This is a genomic window from Aeromicrobium stalagmiti, from assembly GCF_013283745.1.
In the GTDB taxonomy this organism is placed as follows: Bacteria; Actinomycetota; Actinomycetes; order Propionibacteriales; family Nocardioidaceae; genus Aeromicrobium; species Aeromicrobium stalagmiti.
On record NZ_JABSTZ010000005.1, the window covers coordinates 13,546 to 32,257 of the forward strand.

General features: G+C 70.8%; 22 protein-coding genes. 8 read left to right on the top strand and 14 right to left on the bottom strand.

All coding sequences use genetic code 11. The features are described 5' to 3' along the window. Nucleotides 1–37: 37 nt before the first annotated feature. From HQK15_RS16495 to glpX, 7 genes are read right to left on the bottom strand one after another with little or no spacing between them, the layout of a single operon-like run. The gene (locus tag HQK15_RS16495; RefSeq protein WP_173492606.1) at nt 38–1,084 is read right to left on the bottom strand and encodes a sulfate/molybdate ABC transporter ATP-binding protein; all 1,047 of its coding nucleotides are present in this window, start codon (nt 1,082–1,084) and stop codon (nt 38–40) included. Continuing rightward, the gene (locus tag HQK15_RS16500; RefSeq protein WP_173492607.1) at nt 1,081–1,854 is read right to left on the bottom strand and encodes an ABC transporter permease; all 774 of its coding nucleotides are present in this window, start codon (nt 1,852–1,854) and stop codon (nt 1,081–1,083) included. The genes HQK15_RS16495 and HQK15_RS16500 overlap by 4 nt, the downstream gene beginning before the upstream one ends. A gap of 4 nt (nt 1,855–1,858) precedes the next feature. Beyond that, a complete protein-coding gene (modA, locus tag HQK15_RS16505; RefSeq protein WP_173492608.1) occupies nt 1,859–2,641 on the bottom strand; it encodes a molybdate ABC transporter substrate-binding protein in 783 nt (260 codons plus the stop codon). Beyond that, the gene (locus HQK15_RS16510) at nt 2,638–3,042 is read right to left on the bottom strand and encodes a TOBE domain-containing protein (RefSeq protein WP_173492609.1); all 405 of its coding nucleotides are present in this window, start codon (nt 3,040–3,042) and stop codon (nt 2,638–2,640) included. The genes modA and HQK15_RS16510 overlap by 4 nt, the downstream gene beginning before the upstream one ends. 34 nt (nt 3,043–3,076) lie before the next feature. Further along, nucleotides 3,077–3,721 (bottom strand): FMN-binding negative transcriptional regulator, encoded by a 645-nt coding sequence (locus HQK15_RS16515; RefSeq protein WP_173492610.1) that lies wholly within the window; start codon nt 3,719–3,721, stop codon nt 3,077–3,079. Nucleotides 3,722–3,731: 10 nt separating this feature from the next. Then, a complete protein-coding gene (locus HQK15_RS16520) occupies nt 3,732–4,646 on the bottom strand; it encodes an alpha/beta fold hydrolase (RefSeq protein ID WP_173492611.1) in 915 nt (304 codons plus the stop codon). Between the two features lie 17 nt (nt 4,647–4,663). Next, on the bottom strand, nt 4,664–5,671 hold the full coding sequence (glpX, locus tag HQK15_RS16525) for a class II fructose-bisphosphatase (RefSeq protein ID WP_173492612.1): 1,008 nt from the start codon (nt 5,669–5,671) through the stop codon (nt 4,664–4,666). 111 nt (nt 5,672–5,782) lie between these two features. On the opposite strand from glpX, the gene HQK15_RS16530 reads away from it, so the two are divergent. Beyond that, nucleotides 5,783–6,307: a DUF4245 domain-containing protein gene (locus HQK15_RS16530; protein WP_173492613.1), complete on the top strand. Its 525-nt coding sequence runs from the start codon at nt 5,783–5,785 to the stop codon at nt 6,305–6,307. Here the strand turns inward: HQK15_RS16530 and HQK15_RS16535 are convergent. Genes HQK15_RS16535 through HQK15_RS16545 form a run of 3 tightly spaced genes read right to left on the bottom strand, consistent with a single transcriptional unit; the run spans nt 6,280 to nt 8,277 of the window. Further along, complete coding sequence (locus HQK15_RS16535; RefSeq protein WP_173492614.1) at nt 6,280–6,492, bottom strand: exodeoxyribonuclease VII small subunit; 213 nt, start codon at nt 6,490–6,492, stop codon at nt 6,280–6,282. The genes HQK15_RS16530 and HQK15_RS16535 overlap by 28 nt on opposite strands. Next, entirely contained in the window at nt 6,485–7,726 is a 1,242-nt protein-coding gene (xseA, locus tag HQK15_RS16540; RefSeq protein WP_173492615.1) for an exodeoxyribonuclease VII large subunit, read from the bottom strand. Before xseA ends, HQK15_RS16535 begins: the two co-directional genes overlap by 8 nt. A gap of 26 nt (nt 7,727–7,752) precedes the next feature. Beyond that, nucleotides 7,753–8,277, bottom strand: a complete 525-nt coding sequence (locus HQK15_RS16545) for a C40 family peptidase (protein ID WP_173492616.1) — start codon at nt 8,275–8,277, stop codon at nt 7,753–7,755. A gap of 296 nt (nt 8,278–8,573) precedes the next feature. Here HQK15_RS16545 and HQK15_RS16550 point away from each other — a divergent pair, with 296 nt between their 5' ends. After that, nucleotides 8,574–9,569 (top strand): 4-hydroxy-3-methylbut-2-enyl diphosphate reductase, encoded by a 996-nt coding sequence (locus tag HQK15_RS16550; RefSeq protein ID WP_173492617.1) that lies wholly within the window; start codon nt 8,574–8,576, stop codon nt 9,567–9,569. Nucleotides 9,570–9,589: 20 nt separating this feature from the next. On the opposite strand, the gene ggt is transcribed toward HQK15_RS16550, so the two are convergent. After that, nucleotides 9,590–11,437, bottom strand: a complete 1,848-nt coding sequence (gene ggt, locus HQK15_RS16555) for a gamma-glutamyltransferase (protein WP_173492618.1) — start codon at nt 11,435–11,437, stop codon at nt 9,590–9,592. 113 nt (nt 11,438–11,550) lie between these two features. Between ggt and HQK15_RS16560 the strand changes: the two genes are divergently transcribed. After that, nucleotides 11,551–13,446, top strand: a complete 1,896-nt coding sequence (locus tag HQK15_RS16560) for a Na+/H+ antiporter (protein ID WP_173492619.1) — start codon at nt 11,551–11,553, stop codon at nt 13,444–13,446. A gap of 4 nt (nt 13,447–13,450) precedes the next feature. Here the strand turns inward: HQK15_RS16560 and HQK15_RS16565 are convergent, their stop codons facing one another. Genes HQK15_RS16565 through HQK15_RS16575 form a run of 3 tightly spaced genes read right to left on the bottom strand, consistent with a single transcriptional unit; the run spans nt 13,451 to nt 15,334 of the window. After that, nucleotides 13,451–13,888, bottom strand: a complete 438-nt coding sequence (locus HQK15_RS16565; protein ID WP_173492620.1) for a DUF6542 domain-containing protein — start codon at nt 13,886–13,888, stop codon at nt 13,451–13,453. A gap of 2 nt (nt 13,889–13,890) precedes the next feature. Next, nucleotides 13,891–14,967, bottom strand: coding sequence for a DNA recombination protein RmuC (locus tag HQK15_RS16570; RefSeq protein WP_173492621.1), 1,077 nt, complete (start codon nt 14,965–14,967; stop codon nt 13,891–13,893). A gap of 40 nt (nt 14,968–15,007) precedes the next feature. Next, nucleotides 15,008–15,334 (bottom strand): antibiotic biosynthesis monooxygenase family protein, encoded by a 327-nt coding sequence (locus HQK15_RS16575; protein ID WP_173492622.1) that lies wholly within the window; start codon nt 15,332–15,334, stop codon nt 15,008–15,010. 108 nt (nt 15,335–15,442) lie between these two features. On the opposite strand from HQK15_RS16575, the gene HQK15_RS16580 reads away from it, so the two are divergent. The 5 genes from HQK15_RS16580 to HQK15_RS16600 are packed head-to-tail and all read left to right on the top strand — an operon-like array spanning nt 15,443 to nt 18,675. Next, complete coding sequence (locus HQK15_RS16580) at nt 15,443–15,883, top strand: RNA polymerase sigma factor (RefSeq protein ID WP_173492623.1); 441 nt, start codon at nt 15,443–15,445, stop codon at nt 15,881–15,883. Nucleotides 15,884–15,919: 36 nt separating this feature from the next. Continuing rightward, nucleotides 15,920–16,459 (top strand): GNAT family N-acetyltransferase, encoded by a 540-nt coding sequence (locus tag HQK15_RS16585; protein WP_173492624.1) that lies wholly within the window; start codon nt 15,920–15,922, stop codon nt 16,457–16,459. Next, the gene (locus tag HQK15_RS16590; protein WP_173492625.1) at nt 16,456–16,986 is read left to right on the top strand and encodes a GNAT family N-acetyltransferase; all 531 of its coding nucleotides are present in this window, start codon (nt 16,456–16,458) and stop codon (nt 16,984–16,986) included. The genes HQK15_RS16585 and HQK15_RS16590 overlap by 4 nt, the downstream gene beginning before the upstream one ends. Before the next feature lie 19 nt (nt 16,987–17,005). Continuing rightward, nucleotides 17,006–18,094: a redox-regulated ATPase YchF gene (gene ychF, locus HQK15_RS16595; RefSeq protein ID WP_173492626.1), complete on the top strand. Its 1,089-nt coding sequence runs from the start codon at nt 17,006–17,008 to the stop codon at nt 18,092–18,094. Further along, the gene (locus HQK15_RS16600; protein WP_173492627.1) at nt 18,091–18,675 is read left to right on the top strand and encodes a hypothetical protein; all 585 of its coding nucleotides are present in this window, start codon (nt 18,091–18,093) and stop codon (nt 18,673–18,675) included. The genes ychF and HQK15_RS16600 overlap by 4 nt, the downstream gene beginning before the upstream one ends. Nucleotides 18,676–18,712: the final 37 nt, after the last annotated feature.

Here is an 18,712-nt window from a genome sequence, read left to right on the forward strand (position 1 = left end):
TTCGAGGCCGGGCCCGAGGTGGACGGGTGGGAGTCGGTCAGGCGGAGTAGATCGAGACCTCGCTGGCCTTGACCGCGAGGAACACCGGCGTGCCGGGCATCAGGTCGAGCTCGGCGACGACAGGGGCCGTCACGTCGGCGCTGAGCTCGTCGGTCTGCACCCGCACCTGCGACCCGCGCGGCTCGAGCTCGCGGACGGTCGTCGCGAACACGTTGCGCGGGCTGCCGCCGGGCTGCTCACGGTGCACACTGACCGCGCTGGGGCTGAACACCGCCACGGCCTGCTGCCCGTCGGGCACCGTCGCGTCGTGGTGGAGCCCCGCGACGACGAGCCCGCTGCGGGTGCGCACGGTGCCGGACTCGACCTGTCCCCTGGCCAGGTTGAGCCCGGCGATCCCCGCACCGAACGAGCTGCGCGGGCGCGCCAGCACGTCCTTGGTGGGTCCTTGCTCGACGACCCGGCCGGCCTCCATGACGACCACCCGGTCGGCGAGGAGCAGGGCGTCGAGCACGTCGTGGGTCACGATGACGGCGCTGCGTCCGGCGAGCACGCGCTTGAGCACCTGCCGCATCGCCGGCACGACGGTGACGTCGAGCGCGGCCATGGGCTCGTCGAGGAGCAGCAGGTGCGGGTCCGCAGCAAGCGCGCGGGCGATCGCCACCCGCTGCGCCTGTCCGCCCGACAGCTGGGACGGCTTGCGGCCGGCAAGATCGCCGGCGTCGACCTCGTCGAGCCACCGACGGGCGATCACGTGCGCCTCCGAGCGGGCGATCCGCGCGCTCCGGGGGCCGAAGGCGACGTTGTCGAGCACCGTGAGGTGGGGGAAGAGCAGCGGGTCCTGCGCCAGCAGGGCCGTGCCGCGGTCATGGGGAGGGCGCCAGGTGCCGGATGCGGTGTCGAACAGCGTCGTGCCGTCGAGCGTCGCGGACCCGGTGTCGGGCCGCACGATGCCGGCGATGGTGGCGAGCAGGGTCGACTTGCCCGACCCGTTGGGGCCGAGGATCGCGACGGTCTCGCCGTCCCCGAGGTCGAGGGTGGCTCGCACGTCGCGGGTGGCGACGACGACGTCGAGGTGCAGGGTCACAGCGCGCTGCTCCTCGTCCCTCGGACGAGCCCGATGACCAGCACCGCGACGACGACGAGCAGCAGCGACAGGGCCACGGCGGCGTCGGGGTCGGTCTCACGTTGCAGGTAGATCTCGAGCGGGAGCGTACGGGTCACGCCCTCCAGGCTGCCGGCGAACGTGATCGTGGCACCGAACTCGCCCAACGCCCGGGCGAACGACAGCACCGCGCCGGCGGCGAGCCCCGGCAGCACGAGGGGGAGGGTCACCCGGCGCAGCACGGTCGTCGGCCGGGCGCCGAGGGTGGCGGCGACGACCTCGTACTGCTGACCGGCGGTGCGCAGCGACCCTTCCAGGCTCACGACGAGGAACGGCAGCGACACGAAGGTCTGGGCGATGACGACGGCGGTGGTCGAGAACGCGATCTGCCACCCCAGGACGTCGAGGGTCTCGCCGAGCAGGCCCTTGCGCCCGAACGTGTAGAGCAGCGCGATGCCGCCGACGACCGGAGGCAGCACCAGCGGCAGCAGCACGAGCGACCGCAGGGCGCCCTGCCCGCGGAAGGTCGTGCGCGCCAGCACCAGGGCCATCGGCACGCCCAGCACGACGCAGAGCACCGTGCTGGCGGCGGACGTGCGCAGGCTGAGCCACAGCGCCGCCCGCGACGAGTCGGAGCCGATGAGCGAGAAGAACTGGCTCCACTCCACGCGGGCCGCCATCGCCACCAGCGGGAGCACGATGAACAGCGCTCCCGCCGCGGCGGGGACGTAGACCCAGCGGGGGACGGACACGGCTCTACGGCTTGGCGAAGCCGGCCGCCTCGAGGATGGCCTGCCCCTCGGTGCCGGTCACGAAGTCGGCGAAGGCCTGGGCGAGCTCGACGTTCTTGCTGCCCGACAGCGCGGCGATCGGGTAGGTGTTGACGACGTCCGCGGACTCGGGGAACGTGACGCCGACGACGGAGTCTCCCGCGGCCTTGACGTCGGTGACGTACACGAGGCCGGCATCGGCCTCTCCGGTCGCGACCTTGTTGAGCACGTCGGTGACCGACTGCTCCTCGCTGGCCGGCTTGATGTCGATGCCTGCCGCCTTCTCCACGCTCTCGGCCGCTGCGCCGCACGGCACCTCGGGGGCGCACAGCACGACCTGCAGGTCGGAGCCGGCCAGGTCGTCGATCGAGTCGACCTGGCCGGGGTTGCCCGGCGGGGTCACGATCTCGAGGGTGTTGGTCGCGAAGTTGGCCGGGGTGCCCTCGACCAGGTCGTCAGCGGCAGCCTTGTCCATGTTCTTGGTGTCGGCGGAGGCGAAGACGTCGGCGGGAGCGCCCTGCTGGATCTGCGCGACGAGGTCGGAGGACCCGGCGAAGTTGAAGGTCACGGTCGTGCCGGGGTTGGCGGCCTCGAACTTCGGCTTCATCTGTTCGAACGACGTCTTGAGCGAGGCGGCGGCGAAGACCGTGACGGAGCGGGGCTTGTCGGCGGCCCGGGCGTCGTCGGACGAGCCGCCTGCGTCGCTGGAGCAGGCTGCGACGGTGGAGAGCAGCAGGCCGGCGGCGACGGTGGCGACGAGGCGGTTCATGAATGACCTTCCAGGGACTCGATGATGACGTTGGTGGACTTGATGACGGCGACCGCGACGGACCCGACCTCCAGGCCGACCTCGTCGACCGCCTCGCTGCTCATGAGCGAGACGACCCGGAACGGTCCGCACTGCATCTCGACCTGTGCCATGACGGTGTCGGCCTTGACCGAGGTCACCAGGCCGACGAAGCGGTTGCGGGCCGAGCTGCTGGTGCCGGACGGATCGGTCATGGATCGGGCCTGGTCGCGGGCGAACGCGGCGAGGTCCTTGCCCTCGATCGCCATGCGCCCGGACGCGTCGGTGACGGACGTCAGGGTGCCGGAGCTGATCCAGCGCCGCACGGTGTCGTCGCTGACCCCGAGGAACCGGGCAGCGTCAGAGATCCGTACGTGCGACATGAACTGAATCCTAGAGGATCAGATGCGGAACTGCTCAGCCAGTCTCATCCGCAGATGCGTGGCCGATGCCCTCGGCGCGGGTGCGTTCCATGTCGTCGGCGAGACGGGGCTGCCGGTAGGGACCGGGCGCGCGCAGGTGGTCGATGACGTTCTGCACCGAGACGGGGTCCTTGTCCTGGCTCATCTTGACCTTGGCGGTGAACCGGTCGATGGGGATGCGCAGACCGACGGTGCCGCGGGCGATCCGGGCGCCCCAGTCCTGGTCGAGCCACATCGGCTCGTCGACGTGCTGCTCGAAGTGCGCCGTCAGGCGGGTGAGCACGGCGAGGTTGTCGTCGGGCGACAGGATCTGGGGCGTGCCGTGGCAGTGCACGGCGCTGAAGTTCCACGTCGGCGCCCGGCTGGAGCCCGGGGCGTACCAGCTGGGGGAGACGTAGCCGTGCTGTCCCTGGAAGACCAGCAGCACCTCGCCGTCGCCGAGGCCGTGGAGCCGGTCGTCGGGCCGGCCCACGTGGGTCACGACGGTGAGCCGTTCGGCGTCCTCGTCGAGCAGCACGGGGTAGTGGGACGCCACGAGCTCGCCGTCGTGGTGGCTCACCAGGAGCGCCCACGGGTTGTCGGCGATGATCTGGCGCACGACCTGCTCGTCGTCGGTCGCGTGACGAGGGTTGTGCCTCATCGGGCGAGCCTCATCGGCTGACGGCGCGTGCTGCCGTCCGGGCGATGGTGTCGATGTAGGTCGCGTAGAGCTGAGGTGGCAGGTCGTGGCCCATGCCGGCGATCTCGAGGTGCTCGGCGCCCGCGATGGCCTCGGCCGTGGCACGGCCACCCGAGCGGTGCACGAGGGGGTCGTTGAGGCCGTGGATCACCGCGACCGGCAGGTCGACCCGGCTGAGGGCCTCGGTGCGGTCGCTCTGGGTCAGCACCGCCAGCATGTGACGGGTGACGCCGCTGGCGGTCCAGCCACGGTCGTACGTCTCGTAGGCGCGATCGCGCGCAGCCTCCTCGTCGGAGGGGAAGGCGGGGGAGCCGATGACCTTCGACGTCCGCAGCGACCGCTCGACGTACGAGTCGCGCGTCCGGCCGGCCGAGGCGAGCATGGCCGGGATGACCTTGGGGTTCTGGAAGCCGACGGTGCGGCGGCCGGTCGTCGACATGATCGACGTCATCGACAGGGCCCGCTCGGGGTGCTCGATCGCGATGGTCTGGACGATCATGCCGCCCATCGAGACGCCCACCAGGTGGGCCCGCTCGATCTCGAGGTGGTCGAGCAGGGCGATCGCGTCGCCGGCCAGGTCGCCCAGGCCGTAGGGGGCCTTGACCGCGCCGATGATCGGCAGGCCGAGGAAGGCCCGGATGACCTCGGTGCGCCCGACCCGGTGCTGGCGCAGCTTGGTCGAGCGACCGGTGTCGCGGTTGTCGTAGCGGATGACGAAGAAGCCCCGCTGCGCGAGCTGCTCGCAGAAGTCGGTGGTCCACCAGCCCATGGGGCCGCCGAGGCCCATGACGAGCAGCACCGCGGGGTCGTCCGCGCTGCCGAAGGTCTCGTGGCACAGGTCGATGCCCGAGGGCAGGGACGCGAACAGCTCTCCGGAGCGGGTCATGTCGTCACCGGCCTGTCTCAGTGCTCGTAGTCGATCGCGGAGTAGGCCTGCAGCTTGCCGAGCTGGTGCTCGCTGGTGATCTTGCGGATCGTGCCGCTGCGCGAGCGCATGACGATCGACTCGGTGTAGGCCTTGCCGGCGCCGTAGCGGACGCCGTTCATGAGCTCACCGTCGGTGATGCCGGTCGCGACGAAGAAGCAGTCGTCGGCGTCGACGAGGTCGTTGGTCGACAGGACCCGGTCGAGGTCGTGCCCGGCGTCGATCGCGCGCTGGCGCTCGTCGTCGTCGATCGGCCACAGCCGGCCCTGGATGACGCCGCCGATGGCCTTGATGGCGCAGGCGGTGATGATGCCCTCGGGGGTGCCGCCGATGCCGACCAGCAGGTCGACGCCGGTGTCGGGCCGCGCGGCGGTGATGCCGCCGGCGACGTCGCCGTCGATGATGAACTTGATGCGGGCGCCTGCGGCGCGGATCTCGTCGACGAGGCCCTGGTGGCGGGGACGGTCGAGGACGCAGACCGTGACGTCGCTGTGCGAGATGCCCTTGGCCTTGGCGACGAGGGCGATGTTCTCGGCGACGGGCAGGCGGATGTCGACGACGTCGGCGGCCTCCGGTCCGGCGATGAGCTTCTCCATGTAGAACACGGCCGACGGGTCGTACATCGAGCCACGTGGCGCGACGGCCATGACCGACACCGCGTTGGGCAGGCTCTTGGCCGTCAGGGTCGTGCCGTCGATCGGGTCGACGGCGACGTCGGTCTCGGCGCCGGTGCCGTCACCGACCCGCTCGCCGTTGTAGAGCATCGGGGCCTCGTCCTTCTCGCCCTCGCCGATGACGACGACACCGTTCATCTGCACGGTGTTGATGAGCGAGCGCATCGCGTTGACCGCGACCCCGTCGGCGCCGTTCTTGTCACCGCGACCGACCCACCGGCCGGCGGCCATGGCTCCTGCCTCGGTCACGCGGACCAGGTCGAGGGCGAGGTTGCGGTCGGGCGCCTGGGCGGCGGGCTTGAGGCTGTCCACGCGCACATCCTAGCGGGCGGCGAGCGCCCGGCGGGTGGGTACGAGGTCTCGTGGACCACGGGTGGGCCCGGGCCCGTAAAGTGGAGGGGCCGACGTCACGAAAGGGTGCCGATGAGTTCCACCACGTCATCGCGTGGCAATCCGTCGATGGGCGACATCCTGCGGTCCGTCGGTGTCATCGGCGTGATCATCCTGGCCGTCTGGGGCTTCGGCAAGATCTTCACGACCGATCCGGGCGACCCGGTCAAGCCGGTCGACTACGCCCAGGTCGTGCAGCAGGCTCGCCCTGCCGCCTCGTTCGAGCTGCTCGCGCCGTCCAGCCTGCCGGCCGGCTGGCGGGCCAACGTCGCCCAGTTCGAGCCCGATGCGTGGCGCCTGGGCGTGCTGACCGACCAGGACGAGTACATCGGCCTCAACCAGCTCAAGGTCAGCGTCGACCGTGCGCTCGCCCGCTATGCGGAGGGCAGCAAGGCCGCCGGGACGGCGCAGGTCGCCGGCGAGACGTGGACCGTGCGGTCGGGGCCCAAGGGCCGTTGGACCTACGTCCGCACCGAGGGCGGCCTGACGACCCTGCTCAACGGCACGGCGTCCCGCCCGGTGATCGAGCGCTACATCTCGTCGCTGTCGGCGGGCTGAGTCGCGGCCAGACGGGCCTTGGCGCCGTCGAGCCACGTCTGGCAGATCGCGGCGAGCTGCTCGCCGCGCTCCCACAGGGCGAGTGACTCGTCGAGGCTGGTGCCACCGGCCTCGAGCTTCTGGACGACCGACACGAGCTCGTCGCGGGCCTGCTCGTAGGGGATGTCGGGTGTCGTCTCAGTCATGGTCGGTCTCCTCGGTGGTCAGGCTGGTCTCGGTCGAGAGGGCGCGAGCGTGGATCGTGCCGTCGACCACGCGGATCGTGAGCTCGGTGTCGGTCGCGACCTGCGCGACCGAGGTGATGACGGTGCCGTCGGGCAGCTGGGCGACGCCGTAGCCGCGCTCGAGCGTCGCGAGGGGCGAGAGGCCGCGCACCCGCGCCAGGTGGTGGCCGATCTCGTCACTTGCACGGTCGAGGCGGTGGCCCAGCGAGCGGCGGGCCCGGTCGCGGACGTCGTGGAGACGGGACTCCTCGGCCTCGACGAGCGTGGCCGGTCGGGCGAGCACCGGTCGGCTGCGCAGGTCGGCGATGCCCCGCAGCTCGCGCTCGAGCATCGACCGCATCGACAGGGAGGCCCGTTCGCGCATCATCGCGATGCCGGCCAGCTCCTCGCGGACGTCGGGGACGATGCGCTTGGCGGCATCGGTGGGCGTCGAGGCACGCAGGTCGGCGACGAGGTCGAGGATCGGGGTGTCGGGCTCGTGACCGATCGCGCTGACGACCGGGATCGCGCATGCGTGGACGGCCCGGATGAGTCCCTCGTCGGAGAACGGCAGGAGGTCCTCGATCGAGCCGCCGCCGCGGGCGATGACGATCAGGTCGACCGACACGTCGGCCGACAGCTCGGTGAGCGCCGCCATGACGTCGCGGGCCGAGTCGTTGCCCTGCATCAGCGCGTGTCGGACGACGAAGTGGACGTCGGGCCAGCGCAGGCGTGCGTTCTGCAGGACGTCGCGCTCGGCGGCGGAGTTGCGGCCCGTGATGAGCCCGATGCCGCGCGGCAGGACGGGCAGACGCTTCTTGAGCCGCGGGTCGAACAGGCCCTCGGCCGCGAGCAGCTGCTTGCGGCGCTCGAGCTGGGCCAGCAGCTCGCCCTCGCCCTGGGGACGGATCTCGCGCAGGTCGAGCGACAGGCTGCCCCGCGGCGCGTAGAACGCGGGCTTGGCGTGCACGACGACCCGCGATCCCTCCGTGATGGGGGCAGGCGAGGCGTCGAGGACGCTGACGTGGCACTTGGCCTCGATCGAGATCTTGGCCTCGAGGTCACGCAGCGTCAGGAAGCAGATGCCTTGGCGCCGCGTGAGCGAGGCGATCTCCGCCTCGACCCACACGGCGCCCAGACGGGCGACGTAGCCGTCGAGGAGCTGGGAGATCTGCCGCAGCGGTGCGGGGGTCTCCGCAGTCGTCTCGAGGGCCATGCGCCCACCCTAGAGGTGGGCGCTGACTATCCGCGGCTGCCGCTGGGGACGTCGGTCTTGACGGCCTTGACCGTCGTGGTCGTGGTGACCGTGCGGCCGCCGCTGGGACGCACGACGACGTAGCCCTGCGACCAGATCTTGTGCTTGCCGACCGGGACGCCCGTGCGCTGGGCCTCCCACATCGTGCCGCCACCGGCGTAGATCGCCGAGTGGTAGGCCGAGCCGCCCTTGAGGAAGACGAGGATGTCGCCGGGCTTCTTCTTGCCCTTGGAGATCCGCTGGCCCGCGAGCTGGGCGCCGGAGGTGCGGCCGATCGTCTTGCCGGCCTTCTTGTAGACGTACTGGACGTAGCCGGAGCAGTCGAACGACGTCGGACCGGCGCCGCCCCAGCGGTAGGGCTTGCCCTTCAGCTTGGCGGCCTGCTTGAGCACCGTCGCGGAGCGGTCGTGGACGACGGTCGTCGTCTTGGCGTTGGCCGTGCTGCTCAGTCCGGTCAGGACGACCACGACGGCGGTGAGCATGGCGACAAGGACACGTGAGAACGTGCGCATAGGGGTTCCTTCGTGCACGCCTGTGAAAGATGACCTGTCGGGTTCAGGCGCGAAGGATGCCTGTCGGTGGGACCGATTAACCCCAAGGCTCCGGGGGAGCCGCCGTGCTGGGTCTTCCATGCCCGTCTGGATCTTCGATGGCTGCGGACGTGACGGGCCTCGGCGCGGCCGCAGTGCGGCCCGGGGGGAGCCAACGTCGCGAAATGTTACAGGCTTGTTAAGGTCACCCGCTGGGCTGGCGGTGTGAGGTCGGTCGCGTCGTTGGGCGCCCATGCGGTGTCACCTAGGATGGAGCCATGTCTTCCCAGGTCTCTCTCGGCATGCCCCCGGTCGGTGGCAGCGTGCTCCTCGCCGACCCCCGCGGCTACTGCGCAGGCGTCGACCGGGCCGTCATCACGGTCGAGAAGGCGCTGGACCTCTATGGCGCGCCGGTCTACGTGCGCAAGCAGATCGTCCACAACAAGCACGTCGTCAACAACCTCGCGGCGCGTGGCGCGGTCTTCGTCGAGGAGCTCGACGAGGTGCCCGAGGGTGCGACGGTCGTCTTCTCCGCCCACGGAGTCTCGCCGATGGTGCACGCCGAGGCGGCCGAGCGCAGCCTCAAGACGATCGACGCGACCTGCCCGCTGGTCACCAAGGTGCACCACGAGGCCCGCCGCTTCGCGAACGACGGCTACCGCATCCTGCTGATCGGGCACGAGGGTCACGAGGAGGTCGAGGGCACCGCCGGTGAGGCCCCCGAGGCCATCACGCTCGTCCAGACCCCCGATGACGTCGACGACCTCGAGTTCCCCGAGGGCACCCGCCTGTCGTGGCTGTCGCAGACGACGTTGAGCGTCGACGAGACGATGGAGACGGTGCGCCGCCTGCGCGAGAAGTTCCCGCAGCTGGAGGATCCGCCCAGCGACGACATCTGCTACGCCACGCAGAACCGGCAGGTCGCGGTCAAGGAGATCGCCAAGGACGCCGACCTGGTGATCGTCGTCGGCTCGGCCAACTCCTCCAACTCGGTGCGCCTCGTCGAGGTCGCGCTCGAGGCCGGTGCCAAGGCGTCCTACCGCATCGACGACATCTCCGAGATCGACGAGTCGTGGCTCGACGGCGTCGAGAAGGTCGGCGTCACCTCGGGTGCGTCGGTGCCCGACGACCTCGTCCAGGAGGTGCTCGGCTACCTCAGCGAGCACGGTCACCCCGACGCCGACGCGGTGCGCACAGCCGACGAGAGCCTGATCTTCGCCCTGCCGCCCGAGCTGCGCAAGGACATGAAGGCCGCCGGCGTCCCCTACTCCTAGGGGTTCGGCCGCCTCGGCCCTCACCGGCCGGGCCGCACCACCATCGCGCTGCCGCCACCGCGGCGCGTCGGCTCCGCCACGGCGGTGAGCCGGCCGCGGGGCCCGACCTCGATCGCTGCGGCCGCGCCGATCTCGGCCGCCGACGTGAACTGGTCGCCCGAGGGCACGAGCTTCTGGCCGTACGGCGCGAGCGCCTGCTCGTACGCCGCGATGAACGCCGGCTCCGCCGGAGTCGTGGCCGTGTTGCGCTGCGAGGCGCGCGGGGCCGCGACGGCCTCGGGCAGCGACATGCCGAGGTCGATCCGGTTGAGCAGGATCTGCAGGACCGTCGTGATGATCGTGGCGCCCCCGGGAGAGCCGACGACGTAGGCGACCTTGCCGTTCTCGGTCACGATCGTGGGCGACATCGAGGAGCGGGGACGCTTGCCGGGGGCGATGCGGTTGGGGTCGTTCGGGTCGTACGCCGCGGTGAAGTCGGTGAGCTCGTTGTTGAGCAGGAAGCCGCGACCGGGCACGGTCATGGCCGATCCGCCGGTCTGCTCGATCGTCAGCGTGTAGGACGCGGCGTTGCCCCACCGGTCGACGACGGACAGGTGCGTCGTCGAGACGTTCTCGGTGTCGGGCTTCTCGTCGGCCTTCGCGGTGGCGCACCCCGTGCCGTCGAGCGATCCGGGGGAGACGGGCTTGGGGGCCGCCGTCGTCGGATCGATCGTGCAGTCACGCGAGTCGGCGAAGCGTTGGCTCGACAGGGTCGTGGTGGGCACCTTCACGAAGGCGGGGTCGCCGACGTACGCGCCGCGGTCGGCGAACGCACGCGCCGATGCCTCGAGATACAGGTGCAGGCTGCGGGCGGTGCCGGAGCCGCCGCGCAGGCGGTGGTTCTCCACGATGTTGAGCGCCTCACCGACGGTCGTCCCGCCCGACGACGACGGTGCCATGCCGTGGACCGTGAGGCCGCGATAGCGGATCTTCGTCGCGGCCTGCTGGCGGACCTTGTACGTCGCGAGGTCGCGGGACGTCATGGAGCCGGCGGGTGCCGGGAGCGTGGAGGCGGGGTCCTTGCGGGGGTGCTGCACGACGTCGGCGATCTCGGCGGCGAGCGGTCCGCGGTAGAACGCGTCGGTGCCCTGGCGGGCGATCCGGGTGAGCGTCCGGGCGAGGTCGGGGTTGCGGAACCGGGTGCCGACCTTCGGGGCGTCTCCGCCGGGCAGGAACAGCCTCGCCGTGTCGGGGAACGCCGCGAACCGGGTCTTGTTGTCGAGCGTCTGGCTGCGGAACGTGTCGTCGACGACGAAGCCGTCCCGTGCCAGCTCGATCGACGGGGCCAGCGTGCGGGCCAGCGACCGCGTGCCGAAGCGGTCGAGCGCCGACTGCCACGTCGCGAGCGTCCCGGGCACACCGACGGCCACGCCGGACGACACGAGCTCGGGGGTGAAGCTGTAGGGCTTGCCGGTCGACGGGTCGACGAAGGCGTCGGGCGTGATGCCCACCGGAGCCGTCTCGCGGCCGTCGATCGTGCTGACCTTCCGGCTCCTGGCGTCGTAGTAGACGAAGTAGCCGCCGCCGCCGAGGCCGGCGCTGTAGGGCTCGGAGACTCCGAGCGCGGAGGCCATGGCGACCGCGGCGTCGGCCGCGTTGCCGCCCCGGCGGAGCACGTCGCGGCCGATGCGGCTGGCGTTGGCGTCGACGGAGCTCACGGCACCACCCGTCCCGCGGGCGGTGGAGCCGGAGGACCCGGTGGCGCCGGAGTCGGACGGCCGGGCGGCGGCCTGGGCACTCGGCGGGCCGGCCGCCACGAGGGCTGCACCGACGGCGGTGGTCGCGACGAGCGTGACGAGCGGACGGGTGCGACGTGCGAGGACGGTCATGATGATGCTTCCCCCCGGAAGACGGTGACGTGCTCTCACCGTACGGCGGCCCGGTGGTGTCCGCGACCGGGCGAGCGTCGTGGCGACGTGGTTCGGGCTGAGACAATGGAGGGGTGGACATCGCCCTGACCCTCGTCACCCTGCTGGCCATCGTCGTCGCGGTCAGCGCGATCGCCGGCAGGTTCTCCATGTCGGCACCCCTGGTGCTGATCGTCGTCGGCATCGTGGGCTCCTACGTGCCGTTCGTGCCCGACTTCGAGCTCACGCCCGAGATCGTGCTGGTGGGGCTGCTCCCGCCGCTGCTCTACGCCGCCGCGATCCGTACGTCGCTCGTCGACTTCCGGGCCAACAAGCGGCCGATCATGCTGCTCAGCGTCGGTCTCGTGCTGTTCACGACGGCCGGCGTCGGCCTGCTCGTCTGGTGGATCCTCGACGTCCCGTTCGCCGTGGCGCTGGCGCTGGGCGCCGTCGTCGCGCCGCCGGACGCCGTCGCGGCCACGGCGATCGCGCGACGGGTGGGGCTGCCGCGCCGTGTCGTCACGATCCTCGAGGGCGAGAGCCTCGTCAACGACGCCACGGCGATCGTCACGCTCCGCGCGTCGATCGCCGCCATCGCCGGCACCGTCGGGGTGTGGCAGGTCGGCGTCGGCTTCCTGATCTCGGCCTTCGGTGGCATCGCGATCGGGCTGATCGTCGCGTTCGTCGTCGGTCGGATCCGCCGCCTCATCGAGGACGAGGTCACCGACGTCGCGGTGTCGCTGCTGACCCCGTGGATCGCCTACATCCCCGCGGAGGAGCTGCACGTCAAGGACTTCTACGGCATCGACGCCCAGCCGTCCGGCGTGCTCGCGGTCGTCGTCGCGGGCATCATCCTCGGCCACAAGTCGCCGATCATCCAGTCCGGCGCGTCACGGCTGTTCGAGCGCACCAACTGGTCGACGATCTCGTACGTCCTCGAGAACGCGGTCTTCCTGCTCATCGGCCTGCAGATCCGCGACATCGTCAACAACCTCGACCAGAGCGACCTGTCGGCGACCCGCATCACGGCGGCCTGCGTCGCGGTGCTGCTGGCTGTCATCGTGCTGCGCATGGTCTGGGTGTTCCCGGCGACCTACCTGCCTCGTCTGATCCCGCGGATCGCGGCGGCCCAGCCGCGCCCTGACCCGCGCACGATCTTCATGGTCGCGTGGACCGGCATGCGCGGCGTGCTGACGCTGGCCGCGGTCTTCCTGCTGCCGCCCGAGACCCCGGAGCGGGAGGTGCTGGTGCTGATCGCGTTCGTGGTCACCGTCGGCACCCTGATGATCCAGGGCCTGTCGATCCCCACCCTGGTGCGCGTGCTCAAGGTGCCAGGACCCGATCGGCACGAGGACCACCTGCAGGAGGCGACGGTCTACCAGGCGGTGACCGACGCCGGCATGGCCTATCTCGACAAGAACGTCGAGGGCACGGTCAGCGACGCCGTCATGCACCGCCTCCGCGAGCGCGCGACCGATCGCACCAATGCGGTCTGGGAGCGCCTCGGCGGGCTGGAGACCCCGAGCGCGCAGTACTCGCGGCTGCGCGCCCACATGCTGCGCCAGGAGCGCGCCGAGCTGCTGCGCATCCGCGACCTCGGCAGCGTCGACCAGTCGATCCTGCAGCAGGTCATGAACGCCCTCGACGTCGAGGAGTCGATCCTCGACCGGCTGTCGGAGGGCGAGACGACGGCCGAGCGCGAGACCGACCTGCGGGCTCCGGAGGACGTCGCGGGCTCGTGCGAGCACCTGCGGGCCGCGTGTGACTTCCCGAACCCGGTCACGCCGACCGGCTGCGAGGAGTGCCTGCGCGACGGCACCGACTGGGTGCACCTGCGGCTCTGCATGACGTGCGGTCACGTGGGGTGCTGCGACTCGTCGGTCGGCAAGCATGCGGCCGGACACTTCGAGCAGACCGGTCACCCCGTGATGCGCAGCTTCGAGCCGGGCGAGGCGTGGCGCTGGTGCTTCGTCGACGAGGCGACGGGCTGACGGCTCAGCGCTCGGGGGCGGTGACGATGCGCACGGCGATCAGGCCGAGCGCGAGACCGTGGCCGACCACGAGGGTCATGCCGTGGTCGATCGTGCCCGCGATGAGCCGGGCGAACGTGCCCGCGTCCTTGGCCATGCCGCCGACCTGGATGGCCTGGGGGTCGAGCAGGCACACCGCCAGCAGGCTGCCGATCAGCAGGGCCGGCGGCAGGACTCCGGTCGGGAACAGGGCGCGCACGTCGACGCTGAGCGGTGCCGTGATGACGATCAGCACGAAGCCCACCGAGTAGAGCAGACCGATGCGGCCGTCCATCAGGTCGAGCAGGACGATCGCCGTCATGGCCAGGCAGGCAGCCACGACCGCCTGCCGGGCACTGAGGTCGTGCCGGGCAGGAGATGTTCGGGGCCGGCGTGCTGGTGTGCGGGACACCGCCTGCGTCATGGCTACGACGTTAGTTCATCGACGAGCTCGGGAGCCGTCAATGAACGGGGTGTCGACTCGACGAGCCTGGGGGACTCGACGGGCGTGGTGGACACGTGCAGGGCGTTGAAACGGCGGGCCGTGACCAGAAACCTGGACTCGATCGAGCTCACGGCCTCGTTGTAGGAGCGCACGGTGCTCTCCAGCGACCGCCCCAGCTTGTCGACGTGGCCGGCGACGGTGCCGATGCGGTCGTACATCTCGCGGGCGATGGTCTGGATCTCGCGGGCGTTGGCGGCGAGCTGCTCCTGCGTCCACGCATAGGCGACCGTGCGCAGCAGCGCGATGAGGGTCGTCGGTGTCGCGAGGACGACCTTCTTGGCCGAGGCGTACTCCAGCAGCGTCGGCTCCGCCTCGAGTGCCGCGGAGAGGATCGACTCGCCGGGGACGAACAGCACGACGAACTCCGGGGCCTGGTCGAACTGCGACCAGTAGGACTTCGCCGCCAGCTGGTCGATGTGGGTGCGGACCTGGCGGACGTGGCGGCGCAGGTGCTCGGCACCCTCGGCCTCGGTCTCGGCCTGCGCCGCGTCGAGGTAGGCGTCGAGCGGCACCTTGGAGTCGACCACGACCCGCTTGTCGCCCGCGAGCCTGACCACCATGTCGGGGCGGAGCATCGTGTCGCCGTCGCTGACGCTGACCTGGAGCTCGAAGTCGCAGTGATCGAGCATGCCAGCGAGCTCGGCCGTGCGCTTGAGGTGCATCTCGCCCCAGCGACCGCGGACCTGCGGGCGGCGCAGCGCCGTGGCCAGCGAGGCGGTCTCCTTGCGCAGCGAGTCGCTGGTGAGGCGGACGGCGTCGACCTGCTCGCGCAGCTGGGTGTGCCACTCGATGCGGCTCGACTCGAGCTGTCGGAGTCGTTCGCCGAAGCGGTCGAGGCTCTCACGGACCGGCTCGACGGCCTGCGCCGTCGCGGCCTGCGACAGGCTCAGGTCGTGGGCCGAGGCCGACGGGGCCCGACGGCTGCCCAGGAGATAGCCGATCGAGAGCCCCGCGGCGAGGGCGAGCAGGGCGGTGAGGAGAAGGGGGAAGGCTTCCATGACCCCAGCATGCGGGGGACCACGGACAGTTCCGTGCAGGTCAGCCCTTGGAGCCGCCGGCGATCTCGTAGTTCCAGATCTCGCTGTGGGTCGAGACGGGCTTCGGGGCCTCGCCGCCGGCGCGCTCGACGGCCGAGCGGTGGCCCTCGGCGAACGACGGCGAGCTCACCCAGGCCTGGAACGACTCCTCGTCGGCCCAGCGCGTGACGACGAGCCACTGCTCCCGGTCGTCGGTCGGCTTCAGCAGCTCGAAGCCCTGGAACCCGTCCGCCCCGTCGACGGCGCCGGCGCGCGCGGCGAAGCGGTGGGCGAGCTCGTCGCCCGATCCGGCGGGGACGGTGATGGCGTTGATCTTGATGACGGTCATGTCGTGAGTCTGTCACCCGGGCGTGTGCACCACAGTTGCATAGGTTCGCCCGTTCCGCCGAGGACGTGGACCGGTCATGCTCGAGTGGGGCCACGACGGGAGAACTGCATGAAGAGGAATCGCGAGCGCCTGCGACTTTACGATCGGTACGGCCAGCAGCTGTATGCGGTGGCAACGACCCTGACCTGTGACCCTGACCTCGCCGAGCAGATCGTGATGCAGGCCATCTCGGTGCACGGTGACGGGCAGACGGACCTGCGCGACCTGTCGGCCGCTGTGTGGGTCGCCTGGCTCTGCTGGGCTCCTGCTGACGGCACCGATGGCGCCTCGCAGCCGTCATCGCTGCCGACGCTGACGGCCCAGCTCCACGCGCTGCCCGACGACCAGCGAGTCGCCCTGGCGCTCTGCCGGTTCGGCGGCCACACCTACCGTCAGGTTGCCGAGCTGCTCGAGCTGCCCGCGGAGACCGTGGCACGGCTGCTCGGAGACGCCCTCCGTGCCTTGGCGCCCGCAGACACGTGGTCGATGGGCACGTCGCCAGCCGCCTGACCCGTCCCGGGGGCTGGTCCTGACAGGATCGGTGTCGTGGACATCATCGAGACCGAGCGGCTGGTGCTGCGTCCGTACGTCGGCGCGGACGCGCAGCGCGTCCTCGACATCTACAGCGACATCGAGGTGCTGCGCTGGCTCGGCGACCCGCCACATGTCCCGATGCACGGGATCGACGCGGCGCGGGAGCGGATCGCCGCCTGGGCCGAGCAGGATGCGGCGAGTCGGCACGAGGTGCACCTCGCGGCGGTGCCCCGAGGCGGCGACGAGCTGGTGGCCAACGTGCTGGTCAAGCGCCTGCCCGACGACGACCAGGAGAGATATGAGGTCGGGTGGAGCGCGCACCCCGACGCGGTCGGCCACGGCTACGTGACCGAGGCCGCTCGCGCCCTGCTCGACGCCGTCTTCGCCGACGGACTCGACGAGGTGTGGTGCACGATGTATCCCGACAACGCGGCCTCGGCTGCAGTTGCCACACGGCTCGGTCTCGCCGACCTCGGGGCCGTCCCCGATCGCTGGTACGGCGGTCTGTCGCGGATGTTCCACACCACGCGTGAGGGGTGGGTGAGCCGATGACCGAGCCCACCCTCACGACCGAGCGGCTCCACCTTCGTCCGCTCGTCCCGGCCGACGCGCCGTCGCTGTTCGAGGTCTTCCGCCTGCCGGAGGTCGCCCGCTGGAGCGGTCAGGGCACGCCGATGGTCGACGTCTCCGAGGCCACGACCCGCATCGAGCGGGCACCCGGACGGGCCGGCGACCATCCGGCGGCGGCCCTGTTCGCGACCGAGCGCCTCGACACCGGCGCCTTCGTCGGCATGACCCTGCTGGTGCCGCTCCCGCCGAGCGCCGGCAACGAGCGACGCGTGCACGAGGTCGGGTGGCACCTGCATCCCGACGCGTGGGGCCACGGCTTCGCGACGGAGGCGGCGACGGCGCTGGTGCAGCGCGGCTTCGATGCCGGGATGTCGGGAATCTTCGCCGTGACCGATCCTGACAACGTCCGTTCGCAGGCGGTCTGCGGTCGGCTCGGGATGACCGATCTCGGCCTCACGACGGACTGGTACGACCAGGAGCTCCGGGCGTTTCGCCTCGACCGGGGCTGAGGACGTAGGATCGTCCCTCGTGGCTCTCAGCATCGGCATCGTCGGACTCCCCAACGCGGGCAAGTCGACCCTCTTCAACGCACTGACCAAGAACGACGTCCTCGCGGCGAACTACCCGTTCGCGACGATCGAGCCGAACGTCGGCGTGGTCGGCGTCCCCGACTCGCGGCTGGCCCAGCTCGCCGAGATCTTCGGGTCGGAGAAGATCCTGCCCGCGACGGTCCAGTTCGTCGACATCGCCGGCATCGTCCGCGGCGCGTCCGAGGGTGAGGGCATGGGCAACAAGTTCTTGTCGCACATCCGCGAGTCCGACGCGATCTGCCAGGTCACCCGTGTGTTCCGTGACGAGGACGTCACCCACGTCGACGGCGACGTCAACCCCGCCAACGACATCGAGACGATCTCGATCGAGCTGGCCCTGGCCGACCTGCAGACCCTCGAGAACGCGCTGCCGCGCCTCGACAAGGAGTCGCGCAAGGACAAGTCGCTCGTCCCCGCGTTCGAGGAGGCCAAGAAGGCCAAGGAGGCGCTCGAGGCCGGCACGGGTGTGCTCAAGGCCGGGCTCGACCTCGAGCTGCTGCGCGACCTGCACCTCATGACGTCCAAGCGGTTCATCTACGTCTTCAACTGCGACGCCGACGAGCTCACCGACGAGGCGCTCAAGCAGCAGATGCGCGATCTGGTCACGCCGTCCGAGGCGATCTTCCTCGACGCCAAGGGCGAGGCCGAGCTGGTCGAGCTGGGCGACGACGAGGAGGCCGAGATCATGCGTGCCGAGATGCTCGCCGACATGGGCGTCGAGGAGCCCGGGCTGGACGCCCTCGCGCGCGTCGGCTTCGCGACCCTGGGCCTGCAGACCTACCTCACGGCTGGCCCCAAGGAGTCGCGCGCGTGGACGATCCCGCAGGGTGCCACGGCTCCGCAGGCGGCCGGCGTCATCCACACCGACTTCGAGCGCGGCTTCATCAAGGCCGAGATCGTGTCGTTCGACGACCTCGTCGAGGCCGGCTCCATGACCGCCGCCAAGTCGGTCGGCAAGGTCCGCATGGAGGGCAAGGAGTACGTGATGGCTGACGGCGACGTGGTGGAGTTCCGGTTCAACGTATGACCTCCGGGAGTGACGGGCTGGGCTCCGGGAAGGACGCCCGCTTTCACTTCTTCAGTCGCAGCCGAGTGCCGACCGGTGCGCGGTTCGTGCTTCGCGGCACCGCGACCGATGCCGTCACGCTCGCGGTGGCCCAGCTCGTCTCCGAGGGGTTCGTCGCCCGCGAGGACGACCTCGACGCTCGTCTGCGCCAGATGGGCTCGCCATGGCTGGCCCGGGCCGTGGAGATCGGCACGGCCGACGTGTCATGGCCCCGGCAGTATCTCCAGGACGTCATCGAAGACACGCCGCTGATCTTTCTCAAGCGCTTCCAGCGCAAGATCTCACCCACCCTCGTGATGGTCGCTGCCAGGCACCTGCCGGACGCGACGATCGAGCTGGTCCTCTACCCCCACACGTCCCGCAAGGGAGACCCGGAAGGATCGTTCGGTGCCTCGACGCGCATCCGTGCCTCGGTGGAGGCCATCGTCGCCGCGAGCACCGCGAACGGGATCTTCGTGTCGCACGACACGATGAACGGCATCCGCAACGACGGCTCGCCGGCATCACAGCAGATGGTGCGAGAGCTCCTCGACTGGCGGTGAGGGTGCGCACGACGGCTTGATCCCGTGTCGGACTTCC

Coding starts and splice junctions, on each gene's coding strand:
- modA (WP_173492608.1), bottom strand. CDS start 2,641: ATGAACCGCCTCGTCGCCACCGTCGCCGCCGGCCTGCTGCTCTCCACC.
- HQK15_RS16510 (WP_173492609.1), bottom strand. CDS start 3,042: ATGTCGCACGTACGGATCTCTGACGCTGCCCGGTTCCTCGGGGTCAGC.
- HQK15_RS16515 (WP_173492610.1), bottom strand. CDS start 3,721: ATGAGGCACAACCCTCGTCACGCGACCGACGACGAGCAGGTCGTGCGC.
- HQK15_RS16520 (WP_173492611.1), bottom strand. CDS start 4,646: ATGACCCGCTCCGGAGAGCTGTTCGCGTCCCTGCCCTCGGGCATCGAC.
- HQK15_RS16530 (WP_173492613.1), top strand. CDS start 5,783: ATGAGTTCCACCACGTCATCGCGTGGCAATCCGTCGATGGGCGACATC.
- HQK15_RS16535 (WP_173492614.1), bottom strand. CDS start 6,492: ATGACTGAGACGACACCCGACATCCCCTACGAGCAGGCCCGCGACGAG.
- xseA (WP_173492615.1), bottom strand. CDS start 7,726: ATGGCCCTCGAGACGACTGCGGAGACCCCCGCACCGCTGCGGCAGATC.
- HQK15_RS16545 (WP_173492616.1), bottom strand. CDS start 8,277: ATGCGCACGTTCTCACGTGTCCTTGTCGCCATGCTCACCGCCGTCGTG.
- HQK15_RS16550 (WP_173492617.1), top strand. CDS start 8,574: ATGTCTTCCCAGGTCTCTCTCGGCATGCCCCCGGTCGGTGGCAGCGTG.
- ggt (WP_173492618.1), bottom strand. CDS start 11,437: ATGACCGTCCTCGCACGTCGCACCCGTCCGCTCGTCACGCTCGTCGCG.
- HQK15_RS16565 (WP_173492620.1), bottom strand. CDS start 13,888: ATGACGCAGGCGGTGTCCCGCACACCAGCACGCCGGCCCCGAACATCT.
- HQK15_RS16570 (WP_173492621.1), bottom strand. CDS start 14,967: ATGGAAGCCTTCCCCCTTCTCCTCACCGCCCTGCTCGCCCTCGCCGCG.
- HQK15_RS16575 (WP_173492622.1), bottom strand. CDS start 15,334: ATGACCGTCATCAAGATCAACGCCATCACCGTCCCCGCCGGATCGGGC.
- HQK15_RS16580 (WP_173492623.1), top strand. CDS start 15,443: ATGAAGAGGAATCGCGAGCGCCTGCGACTTTACGATCGGTACGGCCAG.
- HQK15_RS16590 (WP_173492625.1), top strand. CDS start 16,456: ATGACCGAGCCCACCCTCACGACCGAGCGGCTCCACCTTCGTCCGCTC.
- HQK15_RS16600 (WP_173492627.1), top strand. CDS start 18,091: ATGACCTCCGGGAGTGACGGGCTGGGCTCCGGGAAGGACGCCCGCTTT.